This window comes from Leptolyngbya sp. GB1-A1, assembly GCF_039962475.1.
In the GTDB taxonomy this organism is placed as follows: domain Bacteria; phylum Cyanobacteriota; class Cyanobacteriia; order Elainellales; family Elainellaceae; genus Leptolyngbya_A.
Genome location: NZ_JAMPLI010000023.1, coordinates 1 through 15,336 on the forward strand (window position 1 = coordinate 1; position 15,336 = coordinate 15,336).

Annotated in this window: 16 protein-coding genes; 6 read left to right on the forward strand and 10 right to left on the reverse strand. The window is 50.4% G+C overall.

From position 1 onward, the window contains the following. Window positions 1-316: 316 nt before the first annotated feature. Window positions 317-844, reverse strand: a complete 528-nt coding sequence (gene infC / locus NDI45_RS19170; RefSeq protein ID WP_190794191.1) for a translation initiation factor IF-3 — start codon at window positions 842-844, stop codon at window positions 317-319. Between the two features lie 396 nt (window positions 845-1,240). Between infC and NDI45_RS19175 the strand changes: the two genes are divergently transcribed. Beyond that, a complete protein-coding gene (locus tag NDI45_RS19175) occupies window positions 1,241-1,978 on the forward strand; it encodes a ComF family protein (RefSeq protein WP_348248316.1) in 738 nt (245 codons plus the stop codon). On the opposite strand, the gene NDI45_RS19180 is transcribed toward NDI45_RS19175, so the two are convergent. After that, on the reverse strand, window positions 1,937-2,299 hold the full coding sequence (locus NDI45_RS19180; RefSeq protein WP_190794193.1) for a hypothetical protein: 363 nt from the start codon (window positions 2,297-2,299) through the stop codon (window positions 1,937-1,939). The two genes, NDI45_RS19175 and NDI45_RS19180, sit on opposite strands and share 42 nt — an antisense overlap. A 420-nt stretch (window positions 2,300-2,719) precedes the next feature. Here NDI45_RS19180 and NDI45_RS19185 point away from each other — a divergent pair, with 420 nt between their 5' ends. Then, window positions 2,720-3,034 (forward strand): DUF3067 family protein, encoded by a 315-nt coding sequence (locus NDI45_RS19185; RefSeq protein WP_190794194.1) that lies wholly within the window; start codon window positions 2,720-2,722, stop codon window positions 3,032-3,034. A gap of 11 nt (window positions 3,035-3,045) precedes the next feature. On the opposite strand, the gene tatC is transcribed toward NDI45_RS19185, so the two are convergent. Next, window positions 3,046-3,879, reverse strand: coding sequence for a twin-arginine translocase subunit TatC (gene tatC / locus NDI45_RS19190; protein WP_190794195.1), 834 nt, complete (start codon window positions 3,877-3,879; stop codon window positions 3,046-3,048). Between the two features lie 127 nt (window positions 3,880-4,006). Next, on the reverse strand, window positions 4,007-4,912 hold the full coding sequence (gene hslO / locus NDI45_RS19195; protein ID WP_348248317.1) for an Hsp33 family molecular chaperone HslO: 906 nt from the start codon (window positions 4,910-4,912) through the stop codon (window positions 4,007-4,009). 247 nt (window positions 4,913-5,159) lie between these two features. Here hslO and NDI45_RS19200 point away from each other — a divergent pair, with 247 nt between their 5' ends. Together NDI45_RS19200 and NDI45_RS19205 are read left to right on the forward strand one after the other, a co-directional pair. Next, window positions 5,160-5,567 (forward strand): ChuX/HutX family heme-like substrate-binding protein, encoded by a 408-nt coding sequence (locus tag NDI45_RS19200; protein WP_190794197.1) that lies wholly within the window; start codon window positions 5,160-5,162, stop codon window positions 5,565-5,567. Beyond that, window positions 5,568-6,440 (forward strand): DUF6816 family protein, encoded by an 873-nt coding sequence (locus NDI45_RS19205; RefSeq protein WP_348248318.1) that lies wholly within the window; start codon window positions 5,568-5,570, stop codon window positions 6,438-6,440. On the opposite strand, the gene NDI45_RS19210 is transcribed toward NDI45_RS19205, so the two are convergent. The 3 genes from NDI45_RS19210 to NDI45_RS19220 all read right to left on the reverse strand — a co-directional run bounded on the left by NDI45_RS19210 (window position 6,404) and on the right by NDI45_RS19220 (window position 9,336). Next, complete coding sequence (locus NDI45_RS19210; protein ID WP_348248319.1) at window positions 6,404-7,291, reverse strand: methyltransferase domain-containing protein; 888 nt, start codon at window positions 7,289-7,291, stop codon at window positions 6,404-6,406. The genes NDI45_RS19205 and NDI45_RS19210 overlap by 37 nt on opposite strands. Window positions 7,292-7,457: 166 nt before the next feature. After that, entirely contained in the window at window positions 7,458-8,441 is a 984-nt protein-coding gene (gene msrP / locus NDI45_RS19215; protein ID WP_190794200.1) for a protein-methionine-sulfoxide reductase catalytic subunit MsrP, read from the reverse strand. A 577-nt stretch (window positions 8,442-9,018) separates the two neighbouring features. Further along, entirely contained in the window at window positions 9,019-9,336 is a 318-nt protein-coding gene (locus tag NDI45_RS19220; RefSeq protein WP_190794201.1) for a DUF3155 domain-containing protein, read from the reverse strand. A 494-nt stretch (window positions 9,337-9,830) separates the two neighbouring features. Here NDI45_RS19220 and NDI45_RS19225 point away from each other — a divergent pair, with 494 nt between their 5' ends. Beyond that, window positions 9,831-11,216, forward strand: a complete 1,386-nt coding sequence (locus tag NDI45_RS19225; protein WP_348248320.1) for an ATP-binding protein — start codon at window positions 9,831-9,833, stop codon at window positions 11,214-11,216. A 57-nt stretch (window positions 11,217-11,273) separates the two neighbouring features. On the opposite strand, the gene NDI45_RS19230 is transcribed toward NDI45_RS19225, so the two are convergent. Together NDI45_RS19230 and NDI45_RS19235 are read right to left on the reverse strand one after the other, a co-directional pair. Then, entirely contained in the window at window positions 11,274-11,435 is a 162-nt protein-coding gene (locus NDI45_RS19230) for a GMC oxidoreductase (RefSeq protein ID WP_348248321.1), read from the reverse strand. 76 nt (window positions 11,436-11,511) lie between these two features. Beyond that, window positions 11,512-12,276, reverse strand: a complete 765-nt coding sequence (locus NDI45_RS19235) for a hypothetical protein (protein ID WP_348248322.1) — start codon at window positions 12,274-12,276, stop codon at window positions 11,512-11,514. A 1,013-nt stretch (window positions 12,277-13,289) separates the two neighbouring features. Here NDI45_RS19235 and NDI45_RS19240 point away from each other — a divergent pair. Beyond that, on the forward strand, window positions 13,290-14,390 hold the full coding sequence (locus NDI45_RS19240) for an ABC transporter ATP-binding protein (protein ID WP_348248323.1): 1,101 nt from the start codon (window positions 13,290-13,292) through the stop codon (window positions 14,388-14,390). A gap of 24 nt (window positions 14,391-14,414) precedes the next feature. Here the strand turns inward: NDI45_RS19240 and NDI45_RS19245 are convergent, their stop codons facing one another. Then, a complete protein-coding gene (locus tag NDI45_RS19245; protein ID WP_190794205.1) occupies window positions 14,415-15,191 on the reverse strand; it encodes a winged helix-turn-helix domain-containing protein in 777 nt (258 codons plus the stop codon). Between the last annotated feature and the right edge of the window lie 145 nt (window positions 15,192-15,336).

Genomic DNA, 15,336 nt, shown 5'->3' on the forward strand with positions numbered 1-15,336 from the left:
TTACGAACGTTTACCTGCCTCCTCAGAAACCTTCATCTACCTTGCGATGATTCGATTGATGTTACGCAAGCTAGCCTGAGTCTTTTGCAACCTCTTCCGTATTTCTAAACATCCTCTTACAGGCTATCTTGCAAAATCTCTGATCTTGCCTACGTTGTATGGCAATGCATGACTCTGCCCCCTTTCCCGGCTGACCAGTTCTTCTTCCAGAGCCATATTAAAAAAGCCCTGCCTCAGTGAGACAGAGCCTTCGATCGCTTTATTGAAAGCCTTATCGATCAAGCAAAACAAGGCAATATTAGCCGCGATGGTAGGGTTATCGCTTTGGTGAGAGCATCATCATCATGTTGCGTCCTTCGCGCTTGGGAGCCTGCTGCACTTCAGCTACGCTGTCCAAATCTTTTGCCATGCGCTTGAGCAGTTCTTCAGCCAGGTCGCTGTGCTGAATTTCTCGCCCGCGAAACATAATTGTTGCTTTAACCTTGTCGCCGGCTTTGAGGAACTTCTCCGCCTGGTTTACCCGCACCTGATAATCGTGATCCTCGATCTTGTAGCGCATCTTCACTTCTTTCACATCAGAAGTATGCTGCTTTTTGCGAGCTTCACGCGCTTTCTTTTCCTGCTCAAACTTAAACTTGCCATAGTCCATGATGCGGCAGACTGGCGGATCTGCTTTGTCGCTAACTAGTACAAGGTCAAGCTCTTTTTCTTCGGCAAGGCGCAGGGCATCGCGGGGGACCATAATTCCGAGCTGTCCACCATCGCTGTCAATCACACGGATCTTGGGGAATCGAATTCGTTCGTTGATTGTCGGTAAATCTCGACTGGGTTTGGTCAAAGCCATGTGTAGTTGATGTAAGTCCTCAGATTCAGTAGAGTTCGTTTCAGTTACAAAGGTTTAATCAGTTCCAGATCTATTTATTCCAGATCTATGCTCGAATCGAGCAGGTCTTTAAGATCTTTCTCAGCCATTGCAACTGCAATCTAGCGATCGATGATACCAACTATCCTTCCACGCAAACAGGGGAAGATAACAACCTATAGTAAATCCCCTAACTAAAAGTGGAACTATAGATTTGTGAACTATATTCTAGCCATCTCAATCACCCCTCTGTCTACTGTCGATCGAGTGATTTAACATTTAAGCCCTGGTTATCAAATGCGATCGATCGCGCCCGGAACAGAGCATTAGTCCAGTTGGTCAAGCCGTTGATCAGGCAAGTCAATCCCACAAGTCAGCATGAAAAAACTGTTTCGCACCGGGCTAAACCAGGGAGCAACCCTGCTCGACTGGCTGCTGCAAAAGCCCTGTCCCTTATGCGATCGGCTTACCGCGTCTGCGCTTTGTCCGGACTGCTGGCATCAGGTCGATCGGTGCCAGGTGGGTTGTTCAGCGCATGTTTCCTTAGGCTGTCAGCCAACCGGGCAACTTCAAGAAATTTCGGTATTCGCCTGGGGAAACTATGGCGGTGCGTTAAAACGGACGATCGCTGCCTTGAAATATCACAACCAGCCACAGTTGGCCCGTCCGCTCGGCGATCGACTCGCCCAAGCCTGGCTCAAGACTTTGCCGGACGTTGAGCCGCTTTCGATCGTTCCGATTCCGCTTCATGCCGAGAAACAGCGGCAGCGTGGGTTTAATCAGGCAGAGCGACTAGCAGAGGCATTTTGCGATCGAACCGGGCTGCCCTTGCAGCGAGAAGGCTTAATCCGAGTGCGATTGACCGAAGCCCAGTTTCGGCTGACTTCCACAGCCCGGGAACAAAACTTGAGCAACGCTTTTCGAGCAGGACGATTTTCGCGATCGGCTCCGTCCAGGGTTTTGCTCATTGATGACATTTACACCACGGGAGCCACGGCGAGAGCGGCGGTTCAAGCCCTGCAACAGCAGCAGATCTCTGTATGGGGAATTGCAGTCGTTGCCAGATCGCAAATTTCAGCTCGGTCGCACGATCGGGCAGGTCGGCGGATACTCTGAAGAACCAAAAATCGGAGTGGGATCAAGTCCGGCGATCTGATGAAACTGTTCGGGCGTGATCGTGCTGACGATCGGCTGACTTTCCCAGTCTTTGAGTTTCTGGTGCGCCTGAGTTAAAAACTCAATGCCTCTGACCAGGGGAACGGTAAGCCAGCGATCGATCAGGGTTTCGATCAGGGCGAGTTCAATCAAAGGTCGCGGATACTGTTCCAGCAGGTCGTTCAAATAGCTTTCAAACCCATTTGTTTCTGCTCCATCCAGGTGATAACTATTGACAATATGTCTAATGCGCTGCTTGCTAATCTGTTCCCAGAGTTCCATTGCTACTTAACGATTCAAATTGAAGATTCACACTGCTATTTCATACTGCTGATCCAAACTGCATTAAACGCACTTGGTTCAGGATTGTGGATACGCTTCGAGTCCGACTGATCTTTACCTTTTATACCTGATGTTCCGCAGGAATAGACGAACTGATGCGGATAAAAGCTACAGATCTTACGACTTTAAGCAACTTTGATGAATGGCTTGCTCGTTCTACAGAAGATGATCTGATTCAATTCGCGTAAAAAAAAGCGTAAGAAAATTGGGAATCAGCGTCGCGAACGCAGCGAAAAGCCACGATTATTTCTTGCAGGTGATTTATCTATACAAGGCTTCAACCTTACAATGCAAAGGAAGAACAATGCAAAGGAAAAACAAGGACAGGCTGCAACTTAACAAGCATCTTGAACAAGCCCTATGACCGGAGACGACCTACACCAACTGCTACTCACAAAATGGGGACGCTCCTTTGACGTGCAGCTCAGGCGCGTCCAGGGTAAAGTATTTTTTCAGGTAATGTGGAAATATCTGGAGCAAGCCTCTTTTCCCATGACAGAAGCCGAATATTTAGCGCATCTGGAGGAGATTGCAGGTTATCTCAATGCCTGGGGTGGGGTGGAGCAGGTTGAAAGCTACGTGGAACAAACTAAAGAACGCCCCCGCCTTGGTAAAGCCGTCAGTATCCCGATCGACTTAGGGGAGCGCGCCTCAGAATGGCTATTGGAGCAGTAGGGTAATCCTTATTAACGTCCCGACAGCTTCACCATTGCAATGCCGCCAAAGTAAAGCCCTAAAACAGCTCCCCCTAAGAGGCTTTGCGTCACGGGATCGGTCGAAGGCGTGAGCACAGCCCCCAGCACCGCCGCCGCCAACACCACATATCGCCAATTTGCGGTCATTTGCTTAGAGTTCACAATGCCAAGCAGCCCCAACAAAAGCTGAATCACCGGAATTTGAAACGCCAGTCCGGTACTAAACAGCAGCAGCAGCACAAATTCAAAATATCGATCGATCGACCAAAGCTGTTCAACTACGCCCTCACCATAGGTAATAAAGAAGTTGAGCGCAGCAGGGATCAGTAGATAGTAAGAAAAGGCTAAACCCGCAGCAAACAAAATGCTAGAGCCAAAGACGATCGGGGCAAGCAGACGGCGTTCTTTGCGAGTCAAGCCCGGCAGCACAAACTGCACAATCTGATACATGATCATGGGACTAGAAACCAGCAAGCCGCTATAGCCTGCCACTTTCAGCGACACAAAGAAATATTCGCCCGGTGCAAGCTGAAGGAATTTGACTCCCTTTGCCGGAACCTCAAGCAGTTCGACGATCGGATTGACGAAGAGAAAGCAACCCACAATCCCGATCACTGCCGCAATCAGCGCATAAAAGATTCGCTGGCGCAGTTCCTCCAGGTGGTCAAACAAAGACATCTCCACGTCATCGAGAAGATCGTCGTCTGGATCAAGATCAGCATCGCGGTCAGGGGCGATCGTGCCGATCGAAGACGGGGCAGTGGATTCATCCAGGGAATCTGAGGGAAATGCTGTCGCCGTTTCGAGTTCTGAGGGAGGAGTCATGGGCAAATCCGTTGAACCATCAAGCGAGATGCGGACAGGGGTTTCAGATAATACTAGCCTATCGCCGCTCTAGATAGATTTGCAGATTCACCCTGACCCCCTCCTAGAATTTTCTTGATCGGCTGCATCAGGAGTGGGCCTGCTCTAGCCGCAGTTCTTCAATGAGCTGCTGAAGCTGCTGCTGATTTGCTTTGTACACTTCGCCACAAAAATGGCAGGTGGCTTCTGCCCCTTCGTCTTTGACAATCATGTCTTGCAGTTCGGTTTCGCCCAAAATCTTGAGTGCGCCCAAAACACGATCGAATGAGCAGCCGCAGTGGAAATGAAGCATCTGGGTTTCCGGGAAGATTTGCAGCCCTTCATCGCCCAGCAGGTCTTCAAAGATTTGGGGCAGCGATTTGCCCGCCTGAAGTAGGGGAGTAAAGCCAGCCAGCGCACCCAGCCGTGATTCTAGCTTTTCCACCAGAGCCTCATCGTTTGCTGCCTTGGGAAGCACCTGAATCAGAATGCCGCCTGATGCTGTCACGCCTTCCGCCCCGACAAACACACCTACAATTAGCGCAGAGGGAGTTTGCTCCGATCGCACTAGATAATGCGTAACGTCATCGCCAATCTCGCCAGAAACAAGCTGCACCGTACTGGAATAGGGATAGCCATAGCCAATATCGCGCACCACATACAGGTAGCCATCGCTGCCCACTGCACCGCCCACATCTAACTTGCCTCTCGCATTCGGTGGCAATTCAATATCAGGGTTATCTACATAGCCGCGCACTGTCCCATTTCTGCCTGCATCAACCATGACCCCGCTCAACGGACCATTGCCCTTGACGCGGATATTCACCCTTGCTTCTTCCTGCTTCATGCTCGATGCCAGCATCAGCGCCGATGACATCGTTCTTCCCAGGGCTGCGGTCGCCACATAGGACAACCCGTGCCGCTGACGGGCTTCTTCTGTCAGACGAGTCGTAATCACCCCGACCACCCGAATTCCACCGTCGGCAGCTGTTGCTCGAATTAGTTGATCTGCCATGAAAACCCTATACACTTCTTAACGGTTTCTTTCTATATTTTAAGGGGCTGGATCGATCATCGCTGCCGCAAACGCTGCGGATCTCCCCCTTCCGCACTACGGAAAGCACCTCCTCCCGGCCTCAAAGCCTAGCCGACCTCCCCTCATCCCCTTTCCCCCTCCACCCCTCTCCTTATCTCCCCACCGATTGCAGTTTGGTTTAAAGTGCAAAAAAGGAACCTCGATCGCCAACAAACAGGAAATCAAAATGGCTGGGACGCTGAAAGAATTTTTAGAAGCCTGTGAATCGCTGGGACTACTGCGAATGATCGTGACCAGTCGAGCAGCAGTGCTAGAAGTGCGGGGGACGATCGAAAAATTGTTTTACGCCGAGTTGCCCAAAGGCAAATACGCCAATATGCACCAGGATTTATTTGAGTTTCACCTGAACATGGATTTGATTACCCAGGTGAAGTTTGAAACTGGGGAAGCCAAGCGCGGTAACTTTACGACCTATGCCATTCGCTTTGTCGATGAGCAGGGCGACAACATGCTGAGTCTCTTTTTGCAGTGGGGCAAGCCCGGAGAATACGCACCCGGACAGGTCGAAGCCTGGGAAGCGTTGCGAAATCAGTACGGGGATGTATGGCAACCGGAGCCAGTAGGAAGTTTGTAAATGCTAAAGCAGTGGAGAGGACGACTGATTTGGCTGGGTCTGCTGGTGCTATTGTGGCTGCTTTGTAGCGGTACGGTTTTGGCAGACCCGTTGGGCGATCGCTTAACTCAGTTTCCCAATTGGCAGGGTAAACCGATCGTAGAACCTGCGCAGGGCGATTTAGCTTATCCCGATTGGTTTGCAGGCGAATGGACTGTAACGACAACGCTGGTTGATCTGGTAGCTCCGTTGGCTCCTGATTTGGTTACGCCTGGTTTTGAGAGTAATCGTCAGTTTCTCAATCAGCCTGTCACGTTTCCGGTGCGCTTTGTTTCGGCTCAGCCCCGAGGTTGGTCTGCCTTTTTACCCATCGTTTCTCGAAGTCCTGAAATTGTCTCCGATCGTGCCTTTAACGGGCTCAGCCTTGCCAGAGCCTATCTGGGCGATCGATCGGTGCTGTCCGTGAAGGTTGATCCACAAAACCCCAATCGCCAGATCACCTTACTGCGAGGCGATGCAAAGCACTTCCCTCTTCAGGGTAATCGTCAGCTCGTTTCCACCGTGACCAGACGATCGATCGAGCAGCCTGCTCCCGATCGCTTTGTCACCACAGAACTGTTTCAGCAGGAGTTTCGCGGCATGCCCCAGCCTTACTTTAATGAAGTAGAAAATACGACTGCCTACACTCGCCAATCCACAGCCTTGTCTGATGAGCCGCTGATCACCGCCGATCAGGTCACTGCGGTCTATCTGTCGCCGCAAGACCCCAACTATTTCAAGACACTGCCCTCTGCTAATCCGCTTGGAACCTCGCGCCCGGTTGCACTGTATCGCTACCGCATGGAGTTTCGCCAACCTCAGGACCCTGCTGCCCAAACTCCGTTTTCCTCGTGAGCCTGCGCTGCTTCGCGAGTTGCTGCCTCAGCCCCAAATGTGACTTTCTGATAGGGCAAGGGTTTCACGCCTCGCGTCACCTGATGAATCCACCAGTGAGTATCTGTCCGTACCTCCTGAAAGCCTGCCCTGTGCATCCAGTCATCAACACTGCCCCGAGCAAAAGCTTGAATATAAGGCTCTTCAAAGATTTGCATTAGCCATTCAGTTTGGCGCAGCGTTTCCTGATTACCGTCCAAGATCAGCACCTCACCGCCTGGTTTCAGCAGACGGAAGCATTCTTGCAAAATGGCACAAGAGACGATCGGCGGCGTTTCGTGAAACAGCAGCGATGCAGTCACTAGATCAAAGCTGGTGTCAGGAAATCCGGTGTGTTCGGCGTTGCCCTGCTGATAGGTAATCTTCAGTCCGGCTTGCTGGGTGCGATCGTCTGCCACGACGAGCATATAGGGTGACAAATCCAGTCCAATCACGTCGGCTTGCGGAAATGCTTGTTTGAGCAGCAGTGTAGTGGAACCAGTGCCACAGCCCAAATCCAGAATCCGGTGGGGACGACAGCACACGCGATCGATTAAACCCTGACGCACCCATTCCTCATTCGGCGGCAAAACGTAATGCGTAATCGGGTCATAGGTCACGGCTGCCCCAACCGTTAGATAACCACCTTTAATCCCGTGGAAGTTCTGCGACTGGTAATAGTCGGGATACGCTACAGCGGGCTGGCGAAACCGATCGCACTCCTGCTCCCAGTTTTTACTTTGCTGATAGCGCAGCAGTGCCTCGCGATCGATCAGAAAGTTACGAAAAATCGGCGCGAGAAATCGCTCAAAAATTGTGTCTTGTTGCGTCATTCAAGCCTCCTGAGGTAGTGAAATTTGCAACCTGAATGGCGTAAGGCGTCCTGATGTAGTGCGTACTACGTGCTAGGATGCGCCCTAAAATGCGTACTCAATCAATGCATACTTAATTAATGGAGGAGCAATGGAGGAATCTCTGAGCCCAGTGGCGCACTGCTGATCAGGCATACAGTGAGGCGACATATTCTCCATAGCCGTTATATTTTAGCGTTGGCTTCTCAGTCCAGCTAAATTCTGCCTCTGCACCGACAAACCGTTCCTGCGACTGCGACCAGCGCGGATGAGGCACAGCCGGGTCAACGTTGGATTCAAACTTGTACTCACTCGGACTCAGTGTGTTCCAGAAGGTAGCAGGCTGACGGTCTACAAACTCAATTTTGACGATCGACTTCGCGCCCTTAAAGCCATACTTCCAGGGAAGCACTGCCCGCAGGGGTGCGCCGTGCTGTTTCGGCAGCGTATGCCCGTAAACCCCGACTGCAAAAAACGCTAGCTCGTTTGCCATCTCGTCGAGCCGCATTCCTTCAGTATAAGGAAAGGGAAGAAACTGATTTGGCGGAAAGAGGGGACCGTAAGTGACCTTCGGGTTGTAGTAGGAAGTAAAGCGCACAAACTTTGCCGCAGCGGTGGGTTCTACGGCTTGAATCAGCAGATTCATCGGAAAGCCTACCCAGGGAATTACCATGGACCAGGCTTCCACACAGCGAAAGCGATAAATGCGCTCCTCTAAGGGAAACCTGCGGGTCAGGTCGTCCAAATCAAATGTCTGGGGCTTGCTGACCAATCCAGTGACTTCAACCTTCCAGTCATCGATCGGCAACGCTCGTGCATTTTGCCAGACTGCAGTTTTCGTGCTGCCAAACTCATAAAAATTGTTGTACGTTGCGGCAACCAGTTCATTGGTCAGTGGACGATCGACCTGAGCAAAAGCTGGATTCAGCGTTACAGCAAGCGACTGGGTTCCGGCAATGGCAGCCTGGTCGAGCACTTTTTGTTTCTGACAGCCAATCAAGGGCAGCGCAGCCCCCGCAATTCCCGCACCTGCCAGCCCTTTCAAAAAACGCCGTCGATTAAAGAAAGCAGATTCGGGAGTGACGGTGCGCTCCGGCAACTGCCAGCTAGGAGGAATCCGAATCAAAGCCATAGCAACGTGCCGATTAGAAAGACTTTACATTCCTCAATATAGACTGATTTTTCAACAGATTTCCTGCCTTCCTCTATAAAAACGTTTGGAAAGGATCCCTCAAGCTGGGTCAAAGCCTATCTATCGTAAAGCAGGTTTAGACGGTATATCTTGAGATAGTTTTCCGCAAAAAAATATTCAGTAATATTGATAGCAAAGCAGTGGAAGAAAATATAAAAAAGAACAAAGAGCAACACAAAAGGAAGGAGCACCAAAGGAAGTGCAGCAAAAAAGCGAGATCGATATAGACCCCGCTTGCTTGCCTGGATAGCTTTCTCCAGAAATAGAGTAATGCTAGATTACCTTGCTTGCACCATCTTGTGGTTCAATAGTGTTCAATCCCAACCTGATTTAAGGAATTACAGTTCACCTGATTCAGATTTACGATCACCCAGCCTATACAGGCAATTACCAAACAACCGCCTCGATTAAGCTGAACAGGAGCGATTATCTTGCTTCAAGCTGTAGAGATTGAATTCTTAAGCCAGGTGATTGAGATTGCCAGCAAACCCAAAGATAGGCTCTCACTTGGACTATGCTAGTGAGTCCCAGCACCAACCGGAATGTTTTCACCGTCCTCTTCCAGAACCCGAAGGCTTGGAAACAGGAAGTGGTTTTCCTCCACATATTGGGCACCGAAAAGACCTTTCTCTGCCCAGAAGTAGCGATCGGTGGTATGCTCATTACGCTTAACCAGAAGCAGGGCAGGAGGCAGAATACCCTCAGCCTGAATAAACTTCCGAGCCGCAGTAACGGGCTTTTCTTCGCCGCTTTCAATGCTGTACTGAGGCACTAACTCAAGGATTCTCCGTCCTTCCAGGCGACGGCGACTTTTACGCTTACGTCTTCTTGCCAACCTCTCTACCTCCTCTCTTCTCGACGCAGTAGGATTTTGTGTAGTCAGGGTTTAATGTAACTAGGTTAATGTAACCAGGATTACAAAATACTAAGACCCTGCAAAGTATATCCGCTTAAGTTTGAAATTTCAACTTTTTTAAGCGATTGATACAGAATCTAAAGAGAATCTATACCTCACATATGCTCTCATAATCACCCAGGGATTTCAAGGGAGCCGTTACCGTCCGCAAGATTTCTGAATAAAATAGTTGAAAAGCTGATGTTTCCAGGCTTTAGGCTTTATTGTGGATAGCTACAGGATAAATTTCCCGGAAACCAGGCTTGGTTGAGGAACTGCGTCATTTTGATCAGTTTTTAATCTTTTTAGACAATTTCTTTGTTTCGGTCAGATTCATCTTGATGTAGTGACTCTCGCTTCTCTAAAGTTTTGTAAACAATCGTTTTGTGAAAGTTTTGTGAACAGCCGTTTTGTGAATAATTGTCGAGACATTCATGCTGTCGCCTGCTAGCCCCGAATTTATTGCCCTCTGTCGATCGCAAATTCAACTGCTGACCGAGGGGTTGGGGGCAGTGCTGAGTATTGTTTACTTAACTGAAGAACTTACTGAACTTGCAGATGCGCCGCTTGTTCCGATTGCTGCTTACCCGGAAGGCGTCATGCAGTGGAGTAATGAGCAAACCCTCAGCCTGATGCGAGGAAACCGAGTTAATTTGGAACAGCCGAAACTTGCGTCTGAAATTTCCTCAACTCGTGCCCCGGTCACAATCGATGAAACTGCTCTGCTGCCGCTTCAAATTGCGGAACGCGCCCTACTCCGTCAGCAGCAGTCTGTTTTGCCGCTGATGCACGAAAATGTGGTGATGGGGCTACTGATTACGGCTCGGCTCGATCGCCCCTGGACCGAAAATGAACAGGAGCAAATTGAACAAATTGCCCATACCCTGGCGATCGGCTGTCTGCTCGACCAGCGGGCACAGTGGGCAGCGCAGGATATGCGGCAGCTCCGTCAATTGCATCATCAGCGGCAGGATGTATTTGATACTTTGCTGCATCAGTTTCGCAATCCGCTCACGGCCCTTCGCACGTTTGGTAAGCTGCTGCTAAAGCGACTCCGCCCCGAAGACAGCAATTACTCCGTTGCAGAAGGCATTATCCGTGAAAGCGAACGTCTGCAAGACTTGCTGCAACAGTTTGAAGTCGCTCTGGACTGGGAGCAGCCCAGTTTACCACCAGCAAAAATTGCGCCTGGGGTGACTCCATCCCCGAATGCCTCAGACCCCTCTCCCCCTGCTCTGACCAGCAGCAAGTCGCCGCTTTTGCTTCCAGGAACCAACTGGGTCACGGGAGCTTTGCTTCAGGTCACACCCCACGCGCTGACCGAAGTGCTGTCACCGCTACTGAGTTCTGCCGATGCGATCGCTCAAGATCGACAGTTAATGCTGCATTCCTCGATCGCTACGCCGCTGCCGCCCGCTTTGGTAGACCCGAAGGCACTGCGCGAAGTGCTGACTAATCTGATCGACAACGCCCTAAAATACACGCCAGTAGGCGGAGCTGTTTATGTGGGAGTGCTTGCCTACGCGAATCATCAGCAGGCAATCGTGATTGCTGATACGGGACCGGGTATTCCGCCGGAAGATCAGGCGCATCTGTTTGAACGGCACTATCGCGGCGTCCAGGCAAAAACCGACATTCCCGGAACCGGGCTGGGACTCGCGATCGCCCGTGACCTGGTGCGGCAAATGCAGGGCGATATCGAAGTGTTTAGTCCAATGAAGCAGTGCGATTTTATTCCAGCCGCCATGCTTGCCCAGACCGATGCTGCTCATTTGGGAACGGCGATCGTGGTGCGTCTACGGCAGGCGGAGCAAAACTGAGTTACTTCATAATGGCTTTCACTCGATCGGCAATCCGAATCGCCAGCGCAATAATTGTCAGCGTTGGATTTGCATAACCGCTGGTTGGAAAGACTGAACTGCTGGAATGTGCAGATTAGAAACCCCGTGAACGCGACAGGTAGCATCGACTATGCCCTGCTTTGGACCGTCGTGCATCCACGTTGTGCCCATATGGTGGTGGACGCTGGGTAAAAACATTTGGGGTGTGCCGTGATCGAGTTCAAGCCGCAGTTTGCCGTGCCCCGCTAAGCTGAACCCTGATCTAGAGCAGGAGCTAAATCAGGTTGAATCGCTGAAGTTGGGACTCGATCGCTCCCGGTAAAAATTTATGCAGCTCTGTTTTATTGCGATACACCAGACGGTTGCCGCTGGGTAAATCGAAAGGAAACTGTCCAGTGATGTCGGGGCGTTCCATCTGGGTCAGGAGGACTTGCTCGGTGCGTTTGCATTGCAGTGCGTAGCCTATCTCCACGCAGACTTTGGGACTGGGGACAGGTTGGGGCGGCGTGCTGTCGAGCTGAAAAATGGGGGTGCCGTCTGCGATAAAAATCAGGCTCTTCCGAATTTTTCGCATCAGGGTACTGTTTAAGCGAGCAGGCCCATCCGTCAAACGATGAGACTCCTCTAACATGAGAGGAAAGCGCGATCGACGGTTGGTTTTTTCAAGAATGCTGTTAAGCTCATCGCGGAGCAACTCGCCCGACTCGGCAAATTCGGTTTGATAGCAAAGAAAGACGATCGGCTCTAGAGAAGCCATGACATCTTGCTTTGTAAAGTAGATTTCATGGCTAATCAAGTCAATATTAGAAATAGCGTATCCACCACTGCCTTCAATATAAAACTCAACGGTTTCGCCATCTAAATACCGCTGAAACCACTCGGCTTGTTTGACTTCTTCGCTGTCTTCTAAAAAATCAGCTCGCAGTGCAGACTTTAACAAACTATTTTTGCTTAGGCGCAAATCGTGAGGACGTTTTTCCAGCTCTCGCGCTGGCTCATACTTTTGCAGATACCAAGCCTTGACAGCAATAATTGCCATGTGTTTTCCCTGTGTCTCTCGTTAAACCCCTGAAGGCAGAGCTTGTCTTTAAGCGTGCCTTTAAAGTGGTAACAGCACCCGCGCTATAGAATTGCTGAGTGATTTCCCCCCTTCATATAATTCTATCCAGAGTTGTCCTGATCGAACCATGAATGCCAACACTTAAACGGTGCAGACTCAATGGAAGCCAGAGACATTACTCTCTGATATTTACTAGAGGAAATATCAACAAACTGCCGGATGCTGTTACGGTTAAACGAGACAGATTCAATAGATACAGAGTTTTTACCTCTTTGTATTTGACTTGTCTAGCTGATTGGATCTGCCAGGGAAGCTTGGCTGCTTCGATTTCTAATATAGTCTCTTTTTCAGGCGGCTTCCTGCTCTGATATTAAAGTTTACTTTTAATAGAAAACAGCCGCATTGTTTGTAAACGCGATCGGGCAGGTTAGGGAAACCTCTCGCTTGCTGATGTCAGCTTATTGAGTGAATTATGGGCTCTAGCAAAACAGTTTCCGCCTGTCGTTCAACACAAACACACAGCAGTCACCGATCGATCTAACGCTGGGGTTTACCGTTTCAAAAGACTTCCTTAAGACGCTGGTTACAGGAGAAGAAATGCCAAACTGTGGGGTAGCAAACGAATTGACGAGAAGAATTGTAAGCTGCAATATTTATCACTGTTTCTTTACGATCGGCGTTAGCATTTACTTCCTGAATTAATACAGATTTGAAAAAGAACTGATAAAAATGACTTGGATTCACGCTAGGTTAACGTTAGAGGCAGTTTGAAGAGCCGCAAAGCTCCTGCATTTCCCCCCTAAATTCCGCATTCTTGGGGGCTTTGAGCCGGAAGAAAGCCAAAAGTCTCCTAGGGCTGAGGAACTTTGAATCAAACCCGAATCGGCAAGTCCCCCACTGGTGGAGGTTGGGAGGCGAATGCAGGACGGCTGCTCCGGCTGAAACAACTTCTTGTACCAACTGCAACGCAAACGATCGACTGAATTCTAACCGTGGCACGAGTTTTCCTGCATCAAATTAGCCGCCGCTTTCGTACGGCAACCGCGATCGAGCAAATTACCTTTGAAGTTCCCGACGGGCAGTTTTGGGTGCTGGTGGGTCCATCGGGCTGCGGCAAGTCAACCATTCTTCGGACAATCGCCGGATTAGAGGCTGTCACCGAGGGCAGTTTGTATATTGGCGATCGACTGATGAATCAGGTTCCGGCTCGCGATCGTGATGTGGCAATGGTGTTTCAAAACTATGCACTGTATCCACACATGACCGTGGCGGACAATTTAGCGTTTGGCTTAAAAATGCGGGGCAGTCCGTCGCATCAGATTCGTCTTCAAATTGAAACCGTAGCGCGATCGCTTCAGATAGAGCACTTGCTCGATCGCAAGCCAGGTCAGCTTTCGGGCGGACAGCAGCAGCGAGTGGCACTAGGACGGGCGATCGTGCGGCAGCCGCAGGTATTTTTGCTAGATGAGCCGCTTTCCAATCTAGATGCCCAACTCCGGGATGAAACCCGCGCCGAGCTAAAACAGCTTCATCAGCAGTTTGGCATTACCAGTCTCTACGTGACTCACGATCAGGTTGAAGCCATGACTCTTGCCGATCAGATTGTGGTGCTGAAGCAGGGCAAAATTCAGCAGATTGGTACGCCGCAGCAGGTTTATAGCCAGCCAGCGAATCAAATGGTCGCGACCTTCCTGGGGAATCCGCCAATGAATCTTTTGCTTGCCACTTATGCGGAGGGACGGCTTCATTTGGAGAATCAAATCCTTTCCTGTCCCAATCGCTGGCGATCTCTCTGGAAATCTGGACAGCAGATTAACCTGGGAATTCGTCCAGAGCATTTGTCTTTATGCTCAGCTGATGAGGCAAATTCTCTCTGGGTCGAGGTGCAGCTTGTGGAACCGTTGGGACGCGAAATTCTGGTGCGATCGATTTTGCCAGATGCTCAAACCACTGCCCCAACAGATGCCCCAGCCCCAATTCAGTTTCAGGTAATGCCCTCGGTGCAGATTCGACCGGGCGATCGGGTGTCACTCCAGCTGGATTTTGATCATCTCCTGGTCTTTGAGCCAGAGACGGGCAAGCGATATTGTTAGAGCAACATTGTTAGAGCAATATTGTTAGGACGATAGAGGCGTCATCATCGGACTTCTGGAGTTTGCTCTCTGACCGTTTTGCCTGCCGTTTTGCTTGGCGTTGGCACGGTTGGCATCCAGTAACTCGACGTTAAAGCGATAGCCAACATTACGAACCGTTTGGATCAAATTCGGTTGGCGGGGATCAATTTCAATTTTTTTCCGCAGTGCCAGGATATGGGTATCGACCGTGCGGTGATTGTCGATCTCGTCGGGCCAGGCTCTTCGCAGCAGCTCCGATCGCGACAGGGGCATTCCGTCTGCTTGAGCCAGAACGTAGAGCAGGCTAAACTCCTGGGGAGTCAGGTCGATTAATTCTCCCTTAAACTGAACTCGTCGCTGCACTAAATCGATCTTGAGGTCGCCATAATCTAGAGAGGCAGGAGCGGCAATCGTCCGACTGCGACGGGTTAAGGCTTCGACCCTGGCAAGAAACTCCTGCATTCCGAAGGGCTTTGTCAAATAATCATCTGCGCCCGCCCGTAGCCCTCTGACAATATCGGCTTCGCTAGTTCGCGCCGAAAGCATCATCACCAAGACCTGGTGCTCCTGATGCAGCCATCGACAAAACTCAACACCATCTCCTTCAGCCAGATCGGCATCAAGAATTACAAGCTGGGGCTGGCGGCTCAAAAACACCTCTCTTGCCTGCTGAAGGTCTGCCGACTGGTGCACACCAAAGCCGACCTGCTGCAAATGCCAACCTAGCAGTGATCGAAGATGAGGATTGCCTTCAACGATTTGGATATAAACCAATCCCACGGCAGCGTTTTCTCAAGAGGGGACTGAGAAGCTTCATAAATCCTTTAAAATCAGATCAGGGTTGAAGCAACTTTCCTCAAAGCTAACAAAGCCTTTGTCAGGGTTTTGTAACGGTGGTTACTTAGCCTCAATGAATCCGAGCGGT

Excerpts from the sequence above, each read along its gene's own strand:
- infC (WP_190794191.1), bottom strand. The coding sequence starts at position 844 with ATGGCTTTGACCAAACCCAGTCGAGATTTACCGACAATCAACGAACGA.
- NDI45_RS19175 (WP_348248316.1), top strand. The coding sequence starts at position 1,241 with ATGAAAAAACTGTTTCGCACCGGGCTAAACCAGGGAGCAACCCTGCTC.
- NDI45_RS19180 (WP_190794193.1), bottom strand. The coding sequence starts at position 2,299 with ATGGAACTCTGGGAACAGATTAGCAAGCAGCGCATTAGACATATTGTC.
- NDI45_RS19185 (WP_190794194.1), top strand. The coding sequence starts at position 2,720 with ATGACCGGAGACGACCTACACCAACTGCTACTCACAAAATGGGGACGC.
- tatC (WP_190794195.1), bottom strand. The coding sequence starts at position 3,879 with ATGACTCCTCCCTCAGAACTCGAAACGGCGACAGCATTTCCCTCAGAT.
- hslO (WP_348248317.1), bottom strand. The coding sequence starts at position 4,912 with ATGGCAGATCAACTAATTCGAGCAACAGCTGCCGACGGTGGAATTCGG.
- NDI45_RS19200 (WP_190794197.1), top strand. The coding sequence starts at position 5,160 with ATGGCTGGGACGCTGAAAGAATTTTTAGAAGCCTGTGAATCGCTGGGA.
- NDI45_RS19205 (WP_348248318.1), top strand. The coding sequence starts at position 5,568 with ATGCTAAAGCAGTGGAGAGGACGACTGATTTGGCTGGGTCTGCTGGTG.
- NDI45_RS19210 (WP_348248319.1), bottom strand. The coding sequence starts at position 7,291 with ATGACGCAACAAGACACAATTTTTGAGCGATTTCTCGCGCCGATTTTT.
- msrP (WP_190794200.1), bottom strand. The coding sequence starts at position 8,441 with ATGGCTTTGATTCGGATTCCTCCTAGCTGGCAGTTGCCGGAGCGCACC.
- NDI45_RS19225 (WP_348248320.1), top strand. The coding sequence starts at position 9,831 with ATGCTGTCGCCTGCTAGCCCCGAATTTATTGCCCTCTGTCGATCGCAA.
- NDI45_RS19230 (WP_348248321.1), bottom strand. The coding sequence starts at position 11,435 with ATGTTTTTACCCAGCGTCCACCACCATATGGGCACAACGTGGATGCAC.
- NDI45_RS19235 (WP_348248322.1), bottom strand. The coding sequence starts at position 12,276 with ATGGCAATTATTGCTGTCAAGGCTTGGTATCTGCAAAAGTATGAGCCA.